21 protein-coding genes are annotated in these 19,044 nt (G+C 33.2%); 5 read left to right on the plus strand and 16 right to left on the minus strand.

Annotated features, from left to right (window positions below):
* Positions 1-187: 187 nt before the first annotated feature.
* Positions 188-703: a DinB family protein gene (locus ACXY7N_RS19075; protein ID WP_116363421.1), complete on the minus strand. Its 516-nt coding sequence runs from the start codon at positions 701-703 to the stop codon at positions 188-190.
* A gap of 535 nt (positions 704-1,238) precedes the next feature.
* On the opposite strand from ACXY7N_RS19075, the gene secY reads away from it, so the two are divergent.
* On the plus strand, positions 1,239-2,543 hold the full coding sequence (gene secY, locus ACXY7N_RS19080) for a preprotein translocase subunit SecY (RefSeq protein WP_488592560.1): 1,305 nt from the start codon (positions 1,239-1,241) through the stop codon (positions 2,541-2,543).
* Between the two features lie 17 nt (positions 2,544-2,560).
* On the opposite strand, the gene ACXY7N_RS19085 is transcribed toward secY, so the two are convergent.
* Positions 2,561-3,586, minus strand: coding sequence for a DnaA N-terminal domain-containing protein (locus tag ACXY7N_RS19085; RefSeq protein ID WP_488592561.1), 1,026 nt, complete (start codon positions 3,584-3,586; stop codon positions 2,561-2,563).
* Positions 3,587-3,720: 134 nt separating this feature from the next.
* On the minus strand, positions 3,721-4,638 hold the full coding sequence (locus ACXY7N_RS19090) for a DMT family transporter (protein WP_088083798.1): 918 nt from the start codon (positions 4,636-4,638) through the stop codon (positions 3,721-3,723).
* 146 nt (positions 4,639-4,784) lie between these two features.
* Between ACXY7N_RS19090 and pdxR the strand changes: the two genes are divergently transcribed.
* Entirely contained in the window at positions 4,785-6,224 is a 1,440-nt protein-coding gene (pdxR, locus tag ACXY7N_RS19095) for a MocR-like pyridoxine biosynthesis transcription factor PdxR (RefSeq protein ID WP_016134656.1), read from the plus strand.
* A 102-nt stretch (positions 6,225-6,326) separates the two neighbouring features.
* On the opposite strand, the gene ACXY7N_RS19100 is transcribed toward pdxR, so the two are convergent.
* Positions 6,327-7,253 (minus strand): NADP-dependent oxidoreductase, encoded by a 927-nt coding sequence (locus ACXY7N_RS19100; RefSeq protein ID WP_016134657.1) that lies wholly within the window; start codon positions 7,251-7,253, stop codon positions 6,327-6,329.
* A gap of 195 nt (positions 7,254-7,448) precedes the next feature.
* Here ACXY7N_RS19100 and mleBCA point away from each other — a divergent pair, with 195 nt between their 5' ends.
* The gene (gene mleBCA / locus ACXY7N_RS19105; RefSeq protein WP_016134658.1) at positions 7,449-8,303 is read left to right on the plus strand and encodes a BCA family alpha/beta fold macrolide esterase; all 855 of its coding nucleotides are present in this window, start codon (positions 7,449-7,451) and stop codon (positions 8,301-8,303) included.
* Between the two features lie 119 nt (positions 8,304-8,422).
* Here the strand turns inward: mleBCA and ACXY7N_RS19110 are convergent, their stop codons facing one another.
* Together ACXY7N_RS19110 and ACXY7N_RS19115 are read right to left on the minus strand one after the other, a co-directional pair.
* Positions 8,423-8,758, minus strand: a complete 336-nt coding sequence (locus ACXY7N_RS19110) for a hypothetical protein (RefSeq protein WP_016087613.1) — start codon at positions 8,756-8,758, stop codon at positions 8,423-8,425.
* 11 nt (positions 8,759-8,769) lie between these two features.
* The gene (locus ACXY7N_RS19115; RefSeq protein WP_016087612.1) at positions 8,770-9,939 is read right to left on the minus strand and encodes a ParM/StbA family protein; all 1,170 of its coding nucleotides are present in this window, start codon (positions 9,937-9,939) and stop codon (positions 8,770-8,772) included.
* Between the two features lie 209 nt (positions 9,940-10,148).
* On the opposite strand from ACXY7N_RS19115, the gene ACXY7N_RS19120 reads away from it, so the two are divergent.
* On the plus strand, positions 10,149-10,568 hold the full coding sequence (locus ACXY7N_RS19120) for a hypothetical protein (RefSeq protein ID WP_016087611.1): 420 nt from the start codon (positions 10,149-10,151) through the stop codon (positions 10,566-10,568).
* Between the two features lie 288 nt (positions 10,569-10,856).
* Here the strand turns inward: ACXY7N_RS19120 and ACXY7N_RS19125 are convergent, their stop codons facing one another.
* From ACXY7N_RS19125 to sleB, 8 genes are all read right to left on the minus strand, one after another.
* Positions 10,857-11,285, minus strand: a complete 429-nt coding sequence (locus ACXY7N_RS19125) for a hypothetical protein (RefSeq protein ID WP_016087610.1) — start codon at positions 11,283-11,285, stop codon at positions 10,857-10,859.
* A gap of 518 nt (positions 11,286-11,803) precedes the next feature.
* Positions 11,804-12,340, minus strand: a complete 537-nt coding sequence (locus ACXY7N_RS19130; protein ID WP_016134659.1) for a DUF1697 domain-containing protein — start codon at positions 12,338-12,340, stop codon at positions 11,804-11,806.
* A 108-nt stretch (positions 12,341-12,448) separates the two neighbouring features.
* Positions 12,449-12,907: a GNAT family N-acetyltransferase gene (locus tag ACXY7N_RS19135; RefSeq protein WP_016087608.1), complete on the minus strand. Its 459-nt coding sequence runs from the start codon at positions 12,905-12,907 to the stop codon at positions 12,449-12,451.
* A 194-nt stretch (positions 12,908-13,101) separates the two neighbouring features.
* The gene (locus ACXY7N_RS19140; protein ID WP_016134660.1) at positions 13,102-13,599 is read right to left on the minus strand and encodes a GNAT family N-acetyltransferase; all 498 of its coding nucleotides are present in this window, start codon (positions 13,597-13,599) and stop codon (positions 13,102-13,104) included.
* A gap of 25 nt (positions 13,600-13,624) precedes the next feature.
* Complete coding sequence (locus tag ACXY7N_RS19145) at positions 13,625-13,981, minus strand: hypothetical protein (protein WP_016134661.1); 357 nt, start codon at positions 13,979-13,981, stop codon at positions 13,625-13,627.
* Positions 13,982-14,093: 112 nt separating this feature from the next.
* Positions 14,094-14,690, minus strand: a complete 597-nt coding sequence (locus tag ACXY7N_RS19150; RefSeq protein ID WP_016134662.1) for a YhcN/YlaJ family sporulation lipoprotein — start codon at positions 14,688-14,690, stop codon at positions 14,094-14,096.
* 26 nt (positions 14,691-14,716) lie between these two features.
* Positions 14,717-16,057, minus strand: a complete 1,341-nt coding sequence (ypeB, locus tag ACXY7N_RS19155) for a germination protein YpeB (RefSeq protein WP_016134663.1) — start codon at positions 16,055-16,057, stop codon at positions 14,717-14,719.
* Between the two features lie 15 nt (positions 16,058-16,072).
* Positions 16,073-16,852 (minus strand): spore cortex-lytic enzyme, encoded by a 780-nt coding sequence (gene sleB, locus ACXY7N_RS19160; protein ID WP_016134664.1) that lies wholly within the window; start codon positions 16,850-16,852, stop codon positions 16,073-16,075.
* Between the two features lie 145 nt (positions 16,853-16,997).
* Between sleB and ACXY7N_RS19165 the strand changes: the two genes are divergently transcribed.
* Complete coding sequence (locus tag ACXY7N_RS19165) at positions 16,998-17,330, plus strand: DUF3889 domain-containing protein (RefSeq protein WP_016087602.1); 333 nt, start codon at positions 16,998-17,000, stop codon at positions 17,328-17,330.
* Between the two features lie 56 nt (positions 17,331-17,386).
* On the opposite strand, the gene ACXY7N_RS19170 is transcribed toward ACXY7N_RS19165, so the two are convergent.
* Positions 17,387-18,004, minus strand: coding sequence for a Pr6Pr family membrane protein (locus ACXY7N_RS19170; RefSeq protein ID WP_016087601.1), 618 nt, complete (start codon positions 18,002-18,004; stop codon positions 17,387-17,389).
* 26 nt (positions 18,005-18,030) lie between these two features.
* Positions 18,031-18,939 (minus strand): serine hydrolase domain-containing protein, encoded by a 909-nt coding sequence (locus ACXY7N_RS19175; protein WP_016134665.1) that lies wholly within the window; start codon positions 18,937-18,939, stop codon positions 18,031-18,033.
* Positions 18,940-19,044 lie beyond the last annotated feature (105 nt).

The raw sequence follows: 19,044 nt of genomic DNA on the forward strand, positions 1-19,044 counted from the left end.
CAGTAATTCGGATTCAGTTTTTTTGAATGTTCGTTTCCTTTTCAAAAGTAAGATCTGCTAGTTTCTTATTTTCTTCTGCTCATTGGTTGCTTTCAACTAAGTTCATCATAATTTTAATCAGGATTTGCATTTTATCACTCGAACCCTTGATGCTATCCTAAATCGCTCAATAAATAGATAATAATTTTTACTTTTCAACTTCACAAAACAACTTTATCTCTTTGATTTGTTCTATATGACGCTGTTCATGCAAATAGATTAACTCTATCCACTGATCAAGAAATAATTCTCCAAGAGCTGGATGCATCACTGATTTTTTTGCTAATTTAGATTCATCTTCTATTGTACTCAGAAAACGCATCAATTCTTTTCTAGAGTCGTTTAACAAATCAACCATTTGCAGTACTTCAAATGGTTCTATACTTGGTTCAATCATTTCTGGTGCTATAAATTTTATCGATCTATCTAATACAATAGTGTGAATTTCTTTACGCTCATTTTGGAAACTATCCATCTTTTTTAATCCTGACGAAATAACCGTTATAACTCTCTCATCTAATAAAACTAAGTGATGACAAACTTGTGCTATACTCCATTTATCCTTATCTGGTTTTTTATTAAATTGAGCATCACTTAACAAAGTAATTTCCTCAAATAATTGATTTCTCGTTTCATAAAACTCGTCATTTACAAATATATTCATGTGAATTCTCCTTTCATTAGAACCTATATACTTAGATTCCTGCGTTAGAAATATTCTCTATAGAAAAAAGATTTTCCTTCACTACTATTTCAATCAAATCTTTTCTTGCTTTAATAGTTTCTCTAATTCACGACGAAATATATGAGTTTTCTCAACATCCTTGAAGATTTCCTTGAGGTTATCATGTGCTACAGCTACACCATAATACTTTCCACCGAATCCTTTCAATACAACTACATAAAACGTTCCTAATTATCAATCTAGCATTAAGTAAATGTAAAAAATCACCCTATTTATTCATTTTTCATGCGTATGTATGTACATTTGTTAATTTATTCGATATATTATGTGTATTGAATGATTACGAAAAGCTTATAGGTCGCTAAAAAACACCTTATATTTTTATATCCATGAAAACTACAAAATGTATAAAATTCCATTTGTCAAATGAATTTAATGCGGAAGGAGGTTTGTGGTTACTTCATCGGGATATAATCATCAGTTTTGAACTGATAAAAATATAGGAGGCGACATAATGTTTCGTACGATTTCAAATTTCATGAGAGTAGCTGAGATAAGAAGGAAAATCCTTTTTACATTGGCGATGTTAATCGTTTTTCGAATTGGCACGTTTATTCCAGTTCCTCATACTAACGCAGAGGTATTAAAAGTACAAGATCAAGCCAACGTTTTAGGTATGCTAAACGTATTTGGTGGAGGAGCATTGCAACACTTCTCGATCTTCGCTGTAGGTATTACACCATATATTACAGCTTCCATCATAGTACAATTACTACAAATGGACGTTATACCTAAATTTTCGGAATGGGCAAAGCAAGGTGAAATGGGCCGTAAGAAGTCAGCTCAATTTACTCGATACTTTACAATCATTCTCGCATTCATACAATCCATTGGGATGTCTTATGGTTTTAATAATATAGCAGGTGGACAATTAATAACAGATCAAAGCTGGACTACATACTTATTTATTGCGACAGTTTTAACTGCAGGTACCGCATTTTTACTTTGGTTAGGTGAACAAATTACCGCTAACGGAGTAGGTAATGGTATTTCGATGATTATCTTCGCAGGACTTGTTGCGGCGATTCCAAATGTTGCGAATCAAATTTATTTGCAACAATTTCAAAATGCAGGCGATCAATTATTCATGCACATCATAAAGATGGTCTTAATTGGTCTCGTAATTTTAGCGATAGTTGTTGGCGTTATTTACATTCAACAAGCTGTGCGTAAAATACCGATTCAATATGCAAAAGCTGTTTCAGGAAACAATCAATATCAAGGAGCAAAAAACACTCATTTACCTCTTAAAGTAAATAGTGCTGGTGTAATTCCAGTTATCTTTGCTTCCGCATTTTTAATGACGCCGCGTACAATTGCGCAGCTCTTCCCTGATTCAAGCGTATCGCAATGGTTAGTTGCAAATCTTGATTTCGCACATCCAATTGGAATGACGCTTTATGTCGGTCTTATCGTTGCTTTCACATACTTCTATGCATTCATTCAAGTGAACCCTGAACAAATGGCTGAGAATTTGAAAAAGCAAAATGGATATGTACCTGGTATTCGTCCTGGTAAATCAACAGAACAATATGTAACTAAAATTTTATGCCGTTTAACATTTATCGGCGCAATTTTCTTAGGTGCAATTTCAATTTTACCGCTCGTATTCACGAAAATTGCTACATTACCACCTTCTGCACAAATTGGTGGTACAAGCTTACTTATCATCGTCGGTGTAGCACTTGAAACGATGAAGACGTTAGAAAGTCAGCTTGTGAAGCGTCATTATAAAGGCTTTATAAAAAAAGCAAATTAAGTAAAAAACACAGTTGGTTATTTTTCCAACTGTGTTTTTAATTCTACTACCTCTAATTTCCCCACTAATGTATCAATCACTTTTTCCAAGTTCATTATTTTTTCTTCTAAGGATTGAATGCGCTTATTGCTCTCGTCTACATCATTATATTTTAAATTATCATCGGAGATTTTGAACTGCTCCCCTAATTCGGAAGTGATATCTTTAATAGTTGATTTTTCATCATTACTGGTTGTATTTGATTTTAATTCAAATTGAAGTTCATATGTATTTCCAGTTACTTCTTTCGCTATTTGCGAAATTAAATCTTTATAAGACTTTTTAACCCACTCTTGTTGAAATTCATTTTTAAAATAAATGATCAATGAATTTTCATTTATTCTGGCTGTCGTTTCTTTGACCCATGTTTCATATGATGGTCTCGAAATTGTTAATTGCATTTTATCTTTTATTTTATTCCAAATTGTACTGGATTCCTCTTGTCCGGAAGTGCGATGATTATTTTGCACGTGATGAGTCTGTACTATAGAAATGGCGTTTAATTCTATTTCGAACCAAATTTGGTATTCTTCATTTGTAATTTTCTGTACGGTACTTGAAATTATATTTTTATACTCTCCTTCCAGCAAATCACGATGAAAAGCATCTTCACAAAAGATTATTAATTTATTATCTTCTATTGTAGCATTTGTATTTCTAATCCATGTCATAAATGTTTTCTCAGCTACTTTTGGCCTTAATGCTTTCTTTACTTCATCCCAGCTATTAAGCCTTTCTTTTTGAACATCTTTCAACTTAGATGGTTCGTCATTACATAGATCAAACTGAATTTCAAACGTCGTATTAAACATTTCTCTTAATGTATGAAATACTAATTCTTTGTAATGAGATTCTAACCAGTCACGTGCAAATTCATTCGGACAATAAACTGTTAATATATCATCCTCTAAATAAACAGTAGTATTAGTAAACCAGGTTTCATATGATGGTTTTGAAATTTGTGGTCGGATTTTTTCCTTTACTTCAGTCCAATTTATTTTCATAATAACTCCCCTCTTTTTACAGTTCTCTTTCATATAGCTTAATAATATTACGCCTTTCCAATAAATAAAGTCAATCCGTATCGTAAATAAAATTCAAGGAGCCCTGTTTTATACAGGGCTCCTTCTTTATACAACTACATTTCCTTCTCAAATAATCTTCCTTGTTTGAAATACATACGGAGTGTGGATCGATTAGCTAAAAATACACCAACCAAAATAAAACAAGCACCTATTCCCATTGTAGGGTTTAAAGGTTCTCCTAATATGATGTATCCAACTATAATAGCAATTAACGGTGATACATATAACCACGTTGATGGGAATACAGGATTCGTTTTTGATAAGAGCCAATAATATAATCCGTGCCCACCAATTGATCCGATAAAGATGAGATATAAAATAGACCACTGTACGCTCCATGAAGCTAATACAGTTACATTCGGCTGTTCTACTATGACAGATACGATTAGTAATAAAACTCCTCCGTAAAACATTTGAATACCATTAATGAGAAATGGTGATACACTTTGTAAATCCGAAAGTATTTCTTTTGAGCGAATAGAGCCTATTCCGTAAAATAACTCTCCTACAACTAAAACAATACAAGCAATACTCCATATGAAACTTACTTCTTGGTGCATTCCTGGTAAAGAAACAAAAACAACACCTGTTAGTGCAATAATTAAAGCTACGAGTTGCTCCTTTTGTAATTTTGTCTTATTTCTCTTTGCTTGTAATAACAAAATCATCATCGGTCCCGTAGCAGAAAGCACAGCAGCTAATCCTGAAGAGATATATTGTTCCGCCCAGTACAATGTAGCGAATGTCATAAACGTTAAACAAAATCCAGCATATATGATACGTTTTGAAAATACATATGGCATAATTTCTTTTCGCTTTAACTTGAATATAATCATAAGGATTACGCCTGCTAAAATGAAACGAATTCCTGCTGAAAATAATGGGGGCGCTCCTGCTTCAATTCCGATTTTTATCGTTAAAAATGTTGTTCCGAATATAATACATACTAAAATATAATTGAAAATGACCATTTTCCTTCCTCCTTTTTACTCTTACCATGAGTATAGAAGGTACGGTGTATAACAGTGTATATATGTATATAACAGTTACCTAAAATCATAGTTGATTCTCTTTATATTTTTCGCTTTAATTAAATAAAAATGAAAAAGGTGAAACCATGAAAATTGTCCTTCGTAAAGAATCCAACATACCGTATTACCAGCAAATATATATGCAAATCGTTGAAAGAGTACAAAGTGGCATGCTTTCACATGGTGACGCACTTCCATCTTTACGCTCTATGGCCGAAGATTTACAGATTAGCCTATTAACTGTTCGTAAAGCATATAAGCAGTTAGAAAAGAAAGAATATATACGCATTGAGCAAGGGAAAGGTGCTTATATACATAAACATGTAAAGAAAAATTTCAAACCTATTCCGTTTAAATGGCAACAAACGAAAACGATTAATGTTATGCGATCTCAATATGCAATGAATCAGCACCGGAAATATTACGATTTTTCACAAGCGATTTTATATCCTCGCTTATTACCAAATCCATTCTTGGCAGACGAAATGCATAAAATACTTGATAAAGACCAGATGATCCTAGCAACTTATGGGCCAGTTCAGGGTGATTATGAACTGCGAGTTGAAATAGCAAATTACTTAAAAGAACACCAGAAATTACTGACAGACCCATCTCAATTATTAATTACAAGCGGAGCACAACAAGGAATTGATTTAATTGCTCAAACATTATTAAAACCTGGTGATATTGTATTAGTGGAAAGTCCTTGTTACAGTGCTGCACTTGATATTTTCATCAATAAAGGTGCTAAAATTATACCAGTTTCTCTTGATAATCATGGAGTTCGCTCCGACTTAATCGATGATATTTGTCAAAGTAAAAATCCCGTATTATTGTATACAAATCCAACTTTCCAGAACCCGACTGGTACAGTAATGAGTAAGGAACGAAGAATGGAACTTATCGAACTAGCGGAGTTATATGAGTTTTTTATAATTGAAGATGATTCTTTCGGGGAAATATATTTTGAGTATGCTACTGTTCCCTCTCCTATCAAAAATTTTGATACAAACGGCCACGTAATATATATAAAAGGATTTAGTAAAACGTTAGCACCGGGACTACGTATCGCAGCACTTATTGCCGAAGGTCCTATTTTTGAATGGTTATACGCTGTAAAAGGTTCAATGGATATAGGTAGTCCTTTATTAACGCAAAAAGCACTCCTTCCTTTTTTACGTGCAGAACGTATGAAAAATCATTTAGAAAAATTACGTACGGCTTTACAAATTAGACGTGATATAACTATTGATATTTTATCACCACTTAAAGATGTACACTTTGAAATACCAAATGGTGGTTTTAATTTATGGATTACACTTCCTGATACAATAGATCCCTTTACCTTATTACAAAAAGCAAATGAAGTAGATGTCTCTTTTTTACCAGGAACAGCTTGTCTATTACATAACGAAAGAAATAATAACAAATTAAGGATTAGCTATTCCATGTTAAATGAAAAAGATATGTTGATTGGTTTAGAGAAATTACATGATACAATACGATACAGCACATTTTTGAAGTAATATCACATATCCACCGAAAAATAACATTCCTAAATCTACATTTCAGGATGTTATTTCTCGGTGGATAAATTTAATTTTTTCTACAAGTCAATATCTACATTTTCATTGCACCTTAATTACAATCTTACCTCTAACATGTTGACCTTCACTCAAAATATGAGCTTCTCTAATTCCTTCTTCATTAAACGGCACAACTTTACTTATAATTGGTTTTATTTTTCCGTGTACAATTAATTTTGATAATGCTTCTAATTGCTTTCCGTTTGGTTTTAGCCATAAAAAACCTGATTTTATCCCTTTTACTTTTTGAATTGGCTCATGAACAATCGAAACTAAAACACCACCAGATTTTATAATTTGAAAGCTTTTTTCTTGTACTTCCCCACCTATTGTATCTAATACAATATCGAAATTTGATAGTAGTTCTTCAAATTTATCTTTTTTATAATCAATAACGAGATCTGCTCCTAAAGACTGTAAAAACTCTTCATTCTTACAACTTGCAGTTGTCGCAACAAAAGCTCCAAATGATTTTGCGATTTGGATTGCCAAACTTCCAACTCCACCAGCTCCAGCATGAATGAGTACTCGGTCATGTTCTTTTATTTTTGCGTAATCTACAAGACTTTGCCACGCTGTAAGTCCTGCAAGAGGAATAGAAGCTGCCTCTTCGAAACTTAGATTAGTAGGCATGTAAGATACTAAATCCGATTTTACTGTAATGAATTCAGCATAAGAGCCCTTCCCTATATTTTCAGGTTTCGTAAATACTTTATCTCCTACTTTGAAGCACTCTACCTCTTCCCCAACTTCTTCAATAACCCCAGCTACATCTAACCCTAAAATGATTGGAAATGAAAACTGTAACTGTTCTTGTAAGTCTCCCTTTCTAACTTTCCAATCAACAGGATTAACAGATGTTGCGAGAATACGTATCAATACCTCGTTACCTTTAACAATTGGTTTTAAAACTTCTCTTTCTTTTAATTCTTCAACATTACCATATTGATCTATTACAATTGCTTTCATTTCTACTCCCCCTTGCTGTTTATTTTAATAACTTACAAATATTTCTCAAAATTTTTTGCCTTGAATTATCATAAACTTATTTTTGGGGGTAATTACGTGTGAAGCATTATGAATTCCAAAACGAAACTTACACACACGTTAGAATCATTCAAAATTGCATTTTAAATTAAATTCAAAAGAAATGGGGAGAACTCTATGACTGAAAAGATATTTAAAATAAACGGGATTGATATATGTACAGAAAGCTTTGGTAACCCTAAAAACCCAGCTGTTTTATTAATTATGGGTGCTACGTGTTCAATGGTTTATTGGGCTGAAGAGTTTTGTGAACAGTTGGCTAACACAGGGAAATTTGTTATTCGTTTTGATAACCGTGATGTGGGACGCTCTGTTGCATATGAACCTGGAACTTCCAATTATACAGTTACAAATATGGCTGAAGATGCAATTGGAGTACTAGATGCTTATCATATTGATAAAGCACATCTATTTGGTATGTCATTAGGTGGTATGATTGCTCAAATTGCTGCCGTAAACCATCCCGAAAGAGTTTTATCGTTAATATTACTAGCTACAAGTGTGATAGGCTCTGACAATAACACGCGCGATTTACCCCCAATGGATGAAAGAATTTTAACACACCACGCAAATGGCGCGCATTTGGATTGGACAAATGCAAATGTTGTGGCAGAATATTTCGTTTCAGGATCTCGCTTATTATGTGGATCAAAACGAACATTTGATGAAGCTATGGTTTATACACAAGTAAAGCAAGAAATAGCACGTGCAAACAATCTATTAAGTATGTTTAATCACGCTTTACTTCGAGGTGATGATGCTTATGAAGGAGTACTTCATTCGATACATGCACCTACTTTAGTCATTCACGGAACAGACGATACAGCACTCCCTTTTGAACATGGTCTCGCACTTATTGATGAAATTCCTAACTCAGTCCTATTAACCCTTGAAGGCGCAGGACATGAAAACCATCCCGATGATTGGGAAGACATCATTCATGCTGTTACTGAACATACATCTAATATATAGGTAAATAACGAATAGAAGGGGCACACCACAATTTGTGCCCCTTCTATTCGTTACATGTAAAAAAGCCCATCACTGTATCCGTATGTATAGTGATGGGCAATACTTATATTTTTCTATGTTTAAAAAAATGGACAATCTAATTGATCAACAGATTCCCATGATTTTTTTTTTATATTTTCGGTGGATTTATTAGCTTCTAGTGGCACGTTTTTAAAGGGATTTACTTCGACCTTTAATACGGATGATGGCTCCACGTATAGTGTGAAAACATGGCTACTTGGTATAGCTTTTGACACATCAATATCTCCTACTTGTTTAAAGAGTTGCTGTGCTGCAAAGAAAAAGAAATTAGTTGGGTTTGATTGTTTATTCAGCCATGCAATCATTTCAGGTGATACTGATTTATGAATATTGATTTTTACTCGATCACCACGTTTATATCGCCTAGATCGCATACTTCCACCAACTAACTTATCGTTAAGTTTGTAAACCCTAACTCTTTTTGCTTATGCTCTCTATATTTTGGCGAACAAGTGTAGACTAATAATCCACGTGCATTTGTAAATAATGGATTATCTACAAAGATTACATTTGTTAAACGCCCTTTTTGTTTTAAAATCATTTTCAGGCTATTTTTAATAATAACCGCGCCCCCACCATAAATAAATACGTATGGATCGTCCTTCATATCATCAATTTTGTTTATGATATCCGTTGCGACACGCGCTGCTAAACCTAATAATGCTGGTTGTGATTCTTCAACTAATAATGCATTTCTAGGGTGTTTATCATTTAAATAAATTTGATTGAATTCTGTAATGCTATCAATCGTCTTTGTTGGATACTTCCGGTTCCATCTCGTAATAATTTGTAGTAACGTTTCTTTCACACCGTATGATAAGCCTTTACTTAGTTGTGGTCTAAAGTTTACGCCTAGTGAAACTACTTCTTCTGTCGTCCCTGCGCCAATATCAAAAGATAATAGTGTTTTATCAACAAAATCAATTTCTGAAACTTGATTTTGTTCACATTCAATTTTATGTTTCACAACATTTCCTTCTTCATCATATACAATGCCCCACGTCCCAGAAGCGCCCTCAGGTAGGCATTTACAATATTCGATAGAAATATTAATTGTCACATCACGTCCATTTGGATAGTGGAATACAACTTTATGATTACCCATATAACGTTTTGCATTTTCCGCAGCTATTTCTTGTGTAATAAGCTGCATAGGAAGAGCAACAGATAAATCATAACGAATATTAATGTGACTAGAAGTTGGACTTTGGCGCATAGCACTTACTGCTAAACCAGATAGAATGGTAATAACCATTAACTCATCCGTTGATTTATTCGATTTCTTCTCAACCTCAGTACCTTTTAATTGATCTTGAATGACCTTTTTACCAACGATATACCGCACGTTATTTAACATTAACGATGGAGAACTAATGGTCACGTCAATGTGATTTTCTAGTTCAGATAATGAAACATCTCCCTCATCTAACAATCCTGTAGGCTCTCCTATATATAAAGAATATATACTCGGAATAAAAATAGGGTCTTGCCCTTTCACCATTAACTTCAAACCGTTATTTCCTGCATCAGCACCAGCTTTTAAAAGAATAGACATAACTACCCCCTAAATTAATCTGACATCCCTTCCAAATATATGCGAGCCCATTCTTTTACATTCAAATGTAATGTAATTTTTTATTAATCGTAAAAACAAAATATCATATTCTCGGCCCTTTATGTAAAAAGCATTTGACATAGAACTTTTCCAATTTTATACTATTAGTGTAAAGAGTTTTTTACAACTATGGAGGTGCTATTTCTAATATGAATCGTAAAAATTTCATTTTACTAACAATCGTTTTATCGTTACTTGGAGTACTTATACATGGAGCCTATAAATATATCACTGAAGGTGCGATTTTAGGCGGAACAATCTTCGCAAGTGCAATTATAATTAGCTACTTCATCAATCATATTACGTGGGGAGATCCCCACGGTGTATCAGAGGAAAGCCAAGATGAAATGGGACAGCAAATTAAATATAAAAGTTTTAAAGTTGCTTATTTTGTGCTAATATGCCTTATGTTTGTTATTTTAATATTGTCAGAAGGATTTGCATTCCTATTACTCGATGAAATAAAGAATCTTCCTCTCTTTATCGCAATTTGTTCTTCATTCTTTATTTATCCTATTGTCGAACTTATAGTCGCAAAACAATATAAATCAAAAGATGAGATTTTGTAAAGTGATAATAAAGTTATTTAATTCTGATTAAAAAATATAAGAGCCTCGCTACAATTCATATTGTAGTAAGGCTCTTATATTTTTTAATTTCTAACCTTTTAAATGAGTTTGTAGACAAATATAAATAATAAATTTGTTTACTAAATCCATTATTTCATCCCCAAATAATAAAGTATAAATTTTTTTTATTAGTCTTTATACCTAGCATAAATAAGATTATTCACTTTTATCGAAAGCCTTCATTTCACCTAATTTAAGTTCTTGACCTTAACTGTTTTCACATCTAATTTAATTAGTACCATTACGCTCTAACCCTTGTCGATTGAAATATTGTTCAATTAATTCTTTACCTGTTTTGATTGTTGTATAATACTGTCCTTCATATAATTTTCCTTCTGATGGATTATGAAAGGTTTCATATTTCTTTAGTTCTGTATCTTCATCAAATAACTTCTTTGCAACTTCTAAGTCTGATGTTTCAATTGCACCAAATACCCTACCTATATCATAAACGCTCTCTTCATCAAAACTCTCTTCTAGAAGATAGTGTTTATCCTCTTCTATAGGTGTTATCTTACCTTTTGTAAGTGAGTATAGGTGCTTCGTTTCTTCTACTTGTACCATGATAAAAATCCAACCAACTCTTACAACCGTACATGGTGCTATCCCCTCTAATGTAAGTGCAACTACTTTTTGGTCTTTCACAAATTTCCCCATCTTACCTACCCCTTAATTCGTTTGTTTTATACTATAACCATAGTCTCTTAAATATTTATCTGCTCTAAGTAATACGTCTCTAAGAGGTTTCTTTTCTGTAAATGTTAGTCTATTGTCAATCGTGTTCCAATATACTTTACCGTATTTCGTTACAGCTTCTACTTGAATATTGTCAGCATATCTTTTGTATCATAAAAAGCTTCTGTAAATCCTTCTGTAAACTTCTTGATATATTCAGATCCTACTACCATTGCTTGTTTAGTCGATTTATAATTGTAAACTCATAACGGATTCGTTCATGATAACTAGATAACAGTTTGCTCCAAAAAACTTATTGTCTACCATTCCATACTATACCCATTCTTGCTTTGCCTTTGAAAAATTATGCTTTTCTACACCTTGTAATAAATTGAAATTTTTTTATAGAGATAACCTGCATGGTTAGTTCTATATAAATTAAACAACTTGATTATCTCTTAACAAATTTTCTATATACAGAAAATCTAATCATTTTATATTTACATCCCCTCTACTATCGCTTTTAATTTATTCACAGTCCGCCAATTCCTTATCGTAGCTGGTGTATGTAACTTCTGGAACTGATTCATTAATTTAGAATTCCGAATGCTATTTTTGAATAACAAATACACTACTTTTTCATGTATATAACAATCTTCTGTCTCATTTTTTTGTATAAGTAGCTGATCTTTTTCTGCTTCAGAAAGTTCATTTGCTAAGAAGGCAACCTGTATACTTTCCCCTTCTAGCAATGAATCGGCCCCATAGGGACATCTTTTTATAACATTTATAAATTCCTCATTTGTTCTTAACATGACTGGAACATCAAAACTAAAAACGTTTTTAATTTCAGATTGTATTCGTTCCTTTAGAAAATTAATATCTTTTTCAGATTCGAACACGATATTACCGCTTTGAATATATGTTTTTACTTGTTTTAACCACATTGATTCAAACACTCGTTTTAAATCAGCCATTTTGATTACCTTATGCCCGCCTACATTAATTCCTCTTAGTAGTGCAATATAAATCGTCATATCATTTCTCCTTATTCAAATGTGTTTCATAAATGATGTAAAGTGATAATAAAGTTATTTAATTTTGTTCAACGAAAGCACCTGTTTGTTGAACAAATAGTGCTTTCATTATAGAGATGTTGACTTTTTAAATAAAGGTATGCACCCTCCACTAGGCCCATAAGCAACTCCAATTTTTTCCCATTCATATTTTTCGTAATAGCCTTCAAGATCTGAAGTAAGATAAAGAAATTTGTACCCTCTTTTTGCTGCTTCTAGCAGTCCATGATTCAACAAATTTGCTCCTATAGAGTGGCCCCTAAATTTTTCATCTACAAACAAACATGCTAGCCACGGGCTCAAATCCTGACGACTATTTAAATCGTTGCGAATTAATGCATACGTTCCAATAATCTTATCATCTACTTTTGCAATGTAAAAACTCGGTATGTCATTTGGATCAGTTAAAGCATTAGTCATACAATCTTCATAAAAAGCACGCCCACCTTCTTCACCCCATTCTTTCCAAAAAACATCTATTGCCTTATTAAATAAGTCATCCTTATTTAGTAATTGAATTATTTCCATAAAGCTATGCCCCCCAAAAGTATTATTTAATGATTGTACAACTAACTAAAATGAATGCTTTTCAAGTATCTTTATTTTTTATGTAACTAGCTATAATTTCTTTACTCTTAAATATAGCCTTTTAATATTTATTCTCTTGTCGTTCTAAATAAAAAAACTTACTACTTTGTTATGCAAGAGTAAGTTTTTTCTCATTATTTCATGATAGGTAAATGCATTATAATTTGTTGACCAATTGGCCCCATTCTTCTAACGCCTTTATCTTGAAATCCAACCTTTTCATATAAATTTTGTGCAGGAATATTTTTTTCATTCACAGCAAGTACAACTTCATTTTTTATTGGAAAATAACGTTTTACAAACGCTTGTAATAAAGCCAATGACTTTTTAGCATATCCTTTTCTCTGTCTATTGTGATTTACAGAAAAAGATGTTAAAAGTAAAGCGTCTTCATTATCTGTGAACTCCTGCACTCTATCTCCCGTTTGCAATACGAAAAGGCCAACAGGTACCCCATTGTAATCCAAAATAACAATCACATTTTTTGTACGATCACTTTTAGCTTTCTCCAGCAATTCGCCTGGGTCTGATGTAAATTGAACTTGTTCACTTGGTAAAGTAAATGTTTGTATAATTTCTTTATATTTCTCCTTATACGGAACTAATTGAATTTCCCCTGTATGTATGTTCATGCTAAACTCTCCCATTTTTAACTTATTAACTTAAACCTTGCTGCGCTTTGGAATGCACTTTTCCATCTAAAAAGGTAATTTCAACTAATGAAGTTGGATCGCTTCCCTTCCAAGCGAAAATTTGTTTAATTTGTGTAGAATGTTCTACGCCTTCTTCTATGACTAAATCCCCTTCAAAACCAATTAATTCTTTCACTTCTGTATAAGTCATTCCTTCATTTATATTCGAGAAATGATTTATATTGATAGATTCGTTTTGCTGCCTTTCCATCACAGTAGAAGAAGTCGTTGTTTGTTTTTTTACTTCTTTCTTCTGTTCACACGCTGTCATACTGAAACCTAAGCATAAACTACATAATATTAATGTGCTTTTTTTCATCATAACAGTTGTCCCTCCCCTCATAATTAAACCATATATTCCCTTAAAAATAAACTGAATATTTAATATTATATTGAAAAACCCTGTACAATTTAGTACAGGGTTAAGGTTAACTTTATTTATTCAAATGATTATTTGATTGATCATTTTGTTCTTTTCTTAGTTCTTGTTCTTCATCTTTTGGTAATTGTCTATCATTATCTTTAATTGGATTCGTTTCTCGATTTTCAATCATGTCATTTGGAACTTGCGGCATTACTCGGCCAACAATTGCCGCTAACTCATCGAGTATACCTTCGCCTGTTTTTCCTTTTTTAATTTGCTTTCCAATTTGTTTCAGTCGTTCATACGTATCAACATCTGCTACAACGACTGCATTAGCACCATCTGGATCGTTTTTTAAACTTTCTGCAACAGAGTATTTAATGGACTCCACACGAGTTCGATCGAGTTTCGCTTTTACATCAATACCTACAATAGCATATTTCCCAACAACGACCGCTGTTGCATCATTCACACCTGGCACACTTGCGGCTAAAGATGCTAAATGGTCTGCTGCTTTTTCATTTGGCTTATTTGGTTTGTTCGTATAATTAACATTTTTCATCGAAACATTTTTTTGCTCTGGCTTTTCGTTTGGATTGTCCTTTTTTCCAATACTGCATCCAGTTATAAATAAGCAAAGCATCAACATATATAGTAGGATCTTCATTATTCTCACCACTTTACTATTAAAGTTTAATCATAAATTTTTTCAACAGCTTGCATTTTCTTCACTTTTTCCTCTGCTCCGCTATTTGCATTAATGAAAATTTGATACGTATCTTTCCCTAAAGTACCTACAAATTCATAGCAAAGTACTTCATTATGCAAATCATTTACTACGACAGCTTTACGTTCTTCCATAACTTTAACATCTGGATTGATTTTCTTTCTTGCTTCTGCTGCAGTTAACTTTGCTGATGGAACTGTTCGTTTTTGATGTGATGCTAAATATTCTTTTGCGGAAAATCCAACGATAGAACCGTCGTCTAAAGCAATTTTCATTTGGATTGCTTCTGGATAAATTCGTACACCATTCTCATTTACTACATACGTAAATACACCAACATTATCATATTGTGAACTATCATAAAGCTCCATATTGTTAAATTTATGGTCCTTTAAGAATTTCAAACCTTTACTTCCTGCATCGTTTAAACTAATTTTCTGTTCTTTAATTTCTCGATTATTCATAACCCAAATTGGATATCCGCCTTTTCCGGTAATATCCATATAAAACTCATTATTCGTTACGGAATCTTTAATTTTCACACTATAGAAAGATTCTTTCGCACCTTTTCCGCTTTTCTCAACTTCTACTTTTTCATTTCCTTTTAAATTCAAAAACGATTTTGCAATTTTCGCCGCTTCATCTTTTGAAATTGCTTTTCCATCTGCTTCAAATCCGCCTTTTTTATTTTTTTGTGCACTTGTAAAGGTAGGTCCGAAGTTTGTAGATGAATACGATGTTACATTTTTTTCTACTGTCTTTAGTCCGTCAATAATTGTATTGTCTGCAGGGTCACGATTGGATGCGAGGGCCATCTCAACATCCATCCAGCGTAAATTGTTTTTCAAAACAAGATGTTGCACTTTTCTTAGTTCATCTTGTATATTTCCTGCATTTGAATATAAAGTTTCCAACGTTTTGTATTCTTGATCATTTAACGGCTCTTTTTCTAAATCACGAATGGCTGCACGGTAACTAAAATCACCGATATTCGCTAAAAATTCTTCCGTTTTATTAAAAGGCATTAATGTTAAAGGAAGTTGTCCTACATCTGAACGAGCTTCTGATGTTAATCTCCATACATCTGCTAATGCAGGCGATAAAGATGCGCGTGAATTCATTGCAAGCGTTGTTCCAATTTTGTCGTGCAATAAATCAACCTCATATGCTAAATCATGAAACGCACGTTGATAGCTATTTTCTGCTCGAATTAATACTGCATTCTTCTCTTGATGCTCTTTATAGCCCCAGTATCCTGTCCCGACTACACCAATTGTTAATAATACGATTATAATACCTCGTAACATAGTTCCACCTCCGCTCTATTTACAGAAAATATGTTTCCCGATCTTTTTAATTTGTGGACGAGTCCAAATCCATTTACTTGTTGCAGTATCTGGATTGAAGTAGTACAATGCGTTTCCTGTTGGATCCCATCCATTAATTGCATCTAATACTGCCTTTTTCGCTGTTTCATTTGGCGTTAAATATATTTGTCCATCCGCAACTGCGGTAAAGGCTCTCGGCTCAAAGATTACACCCGAAACGGTATTTGGAAATGATGCACTTGTAACACGATTTAAAATAACCGCAGCTACTGCAACTTGTCCTAAGTACGGCTCACCACGAGACTCTCCATATACTGCGTTTGCCATAAGCTGAATGTCATTTTGAGAATAACCATTTGGAACATTTGTCCCTTTATTTTGAGGTGGTTTATTTTCTTGTGCAGTACCACCGCTATTTTCTTTATTCGTTGTCGTTCCTTTATTAGCAGTTGACTTGTTATACTTCGTTGCCTTCACGAGCATTTGCTTCGTTTTAGCTCCAGCTAAACCATCAACAGGTAATCCGAATTTCTCTTGGAAATTTCGAAGTGCCCAGTATGTACCCCATCCGAAAACACCATCCACTTTTCCCGTATAAAATCCGTTATATTTCAAACGAGATTGCAATTCAATGACATCTTCGCCAGATGCTCCTCTTTGAATGACTTGATTAGAAAAAGCTTCTACATTCTTTAGTTGTATACTACTGACCATTAAAGATAGTCCTATGAACGTAAGTAAAACTGCTATTTTAAAAATAGCTTTTTGGCGCATAAATTTCCCTCCTTAATTACGGAAATGATTTCTTGGTTATGTTTTGTAAAAGCCTCGCTTTTATGTAAAGAAGACAAAAAAATCCAAACTCATATCGTTGAAAAAATATGTAAATAATATAAAAAAAGGATAAAAGGAGTTCATCATGAAGAAATTGTTAAAGCGTGTCGCACTTGTCATTCTGTTCCTAACAACATGTTCAAATATATATACCGGCCCATCAATTGTTCATGCGCAGCCGCCATATGCCAAATGGGGTAAACTTGCTGTAGAAAAGACGAAAGAACAATACCCAAAAGCTGAGATTATTGATTACCTTCATATAGGCAGAAAACCAAAAACCATTCAAATAACAGTTGAAAAATTTAAATTGTGGCTACGTGAAGATGGAAAAGAATACGGTGTTTTTGTTGATGTAGAATTTGAAACGAAGACGGAGAAATTTATAAAGATGTCATTTCAGAAGACGAGTAGATAAAATGAAGAACCCCCACTGTTTATTTTTTTAACAGTGGGGGTTCTTCATTTCTAAAATTATTTCCTAAAATTTCGATTCCCTAAAAATCTGACCAATATACAAATAGCACCGATTACAACTGCTATCCCTATACTGTATAAAAGTACTCTACCATATCCACCTATTCTCGGATCTAAAAACGGATAAGGATACCAATTCACGATTGGACCACGTATTAAGCTATATAAAACGTAAAAAAACGGGAATAAGAGCCAACTTGTAGCTTGTTTCCAGGTAATTTTCTTACTAGGTGGATTTAAAACCCAATCTAAAAGCATTGCGATTGGCATGATATAATGTAACACCGTATTTACCCATGGTATTGCGGTTTGAAGTGATTCTTCTAACCCTCTTAATAATAAAAAATAAATGAGTCCAGTCGTAAGTATGTATACAGTTGCTGCACCACGAAGTATACCAAACTGTTCTGATCGACCAAATGTAGCTGTTCCAATACTACTTAAAAGGAGAATACATGCAACTAAAATGTTACTTTCAATCGTAAAGAAACTAAAAAAATTAACTGGATTAAACGGTTTCACTTGTGCTCTTATTAGAAACTGCGTAATAAGGGCGCTACATGCTAAAAGACTTAAGCATAGTCTAAATAAAGATAACGTTTTTACACCTCTCATATATTCGCTCCTCTCCCTATATAAACTTATAATTCTCTTTGTACATGCTCAATAAATAACTTTAATGGAACGAGCCCACGTTTAGGCATATGACTACTTATTACAGCTACGACTTCTAACTGCGGAATGATAACGATGTATTGCCCGCCGTATCCCATAGCAAAGTATATGTAATACGGTATGTGAAATCTTTCGTTATTCAATACCCACCAGTGATATCCATATGCTCCGACATGTTCATACGTTTCAAATAGAGATGTACTCGATTCTTCTAACCATTTCGATGATACGATTTCATTTCCCTGCCAATACCCATTCTGTAAACATAATATTCCGAGCTTTAATAAATCTTTAGATTTCATTTTCATACCGAAACCACCAACATGTATTCCTTGGGGATCTTGTTGCCACTCATATTCTGTAATTTCTAATGGATCAAATAAATATCTTTTCGCAAACTGCTCTGTCGGCATTCCAGTAGCTTTTTGGACAATATAGCTAAGCAAATGAGAAGACCCTGAGTTATAATTCATTTTTGTAGCGGGTTCTTCAATTATTGGCTTTTCTAATATGTACTGCACCCAATTCTCTGATTCAACAAAATCATTTGGGAAAACGACCCCATTCCCAAACTCCTTCCAGTCTTCTCCTGTTGTCATCGTTAATAGATGGTAAATTGTTAATTTGCTTTTTTCTTTTGGTACATTTAGAATCCATTTTGTTATTGGTGTATGTATATCATTTATATATCCCTTATCTATAGCAATACCTATTAATATAGATACAATGCTTTTTGTAATCGAATTTATTTTATTTAAATTACTTGCACATTCTATCGTTTTATAATACTCATTTGTTAGCTCACCTTTTTGATAAACAAGAAATGTATTCACTTTTTTCTTTTCAAATTTATTTTCTAGTTGCTTGAAATCCAAAACTTTACCTCCGTTTAAAAAATCACTTAATTTATTATATCTTGTAGCTTCTATTAAAACATAATTGAGTTCAAATAAAAAACAAACCTGTCAGTTTGACTGACA

It is taken from the genome of Bacillus sp. 5w2 (genome assembly GCF_054353775.1).